1 pseudogene is annotated in these 747 nt (G+C 78.4%); it reads left to right on the forward strand.

From position 1 onward, the window contains the following. Positions 1-529: pseudogene (locus IE312_RS36255) on the forward strand (hypothetical protein); the annotation flags it as partial. Between the last annotated feature and the right edge of the window lie 218 nt (positions 530-747).

Genomic DNA, 747 nt, shown 5'->3' on the forward strand with positions numbered 1-747 from the left:
GGCGGGCGATCCGCCGCCCGCGGACACCCGGCGCCCGCTGTGGATCGTGATCGACCGGCCGAGCGTCTTCGCCCACCTCGCCGCGGCGGACGGCCGCAAGGACCCGCAGGCCCTGCTCGCCGTGCCCTTGCGGCACGGCCGCGCGGCGAACGTGACCGTGGTCGTGGCCGAGCAGTTCGACAGCGCGGAGGCGTTGACCGACGCGGTACGGCAGCACACGCGCGCGCGTGTCGTGCTCGGGCCGGCCGCGCCGGAGCAGGTGGAGGCGGTGCTCGGGGTGCCGCCGCACACCACGCCGATGACGCAGGTGCCGCCGGGCCGGGGGTACGCCCGGCTGGGGGCCGGTCCGGTGCACCGGCTCCAGGTACCGCGGACGCCGGACCCGTACGACGACGCGACGAGCGACGCCGACCGGCAGGCGGTGCTGGAGCTGCTGCCACCGCGGGCCTCCGCCGCGGAGGCCGCCCCGGCGGACCTGACGAAACCGGCCGCACCGGTGACCGCGGAGGCCCTGGCGACCGAGCGCTGACCAACCGCCCGGCACCGCGGCCCGAGCGAGCCCGCGACCGACGGCCTCCCGGAGCGGCGCCTTCCGAGGCGACCTGAGGAGGCACGCACCCCGCGCCGCCACACAGACCGGCCCGCGATCACCGGCGCCCGGGAAGGGCAACGGAGAACCGCGACCCCTTCGCGGCCACCCGACGCCCCCCGGAGCGGCGCGAGGAACCACGCACCTTGCGCTGCCGC

It is taken from the genome of Streptomyces capoamus, assembly GCF_014654935.1.
Taxonomy (GTDB): Bacteria; Actinomycetota; Actinomycetes; order Streptomycetales; family Streptomycetaceae; genus Streptomyces; species Streptomyces capoamus.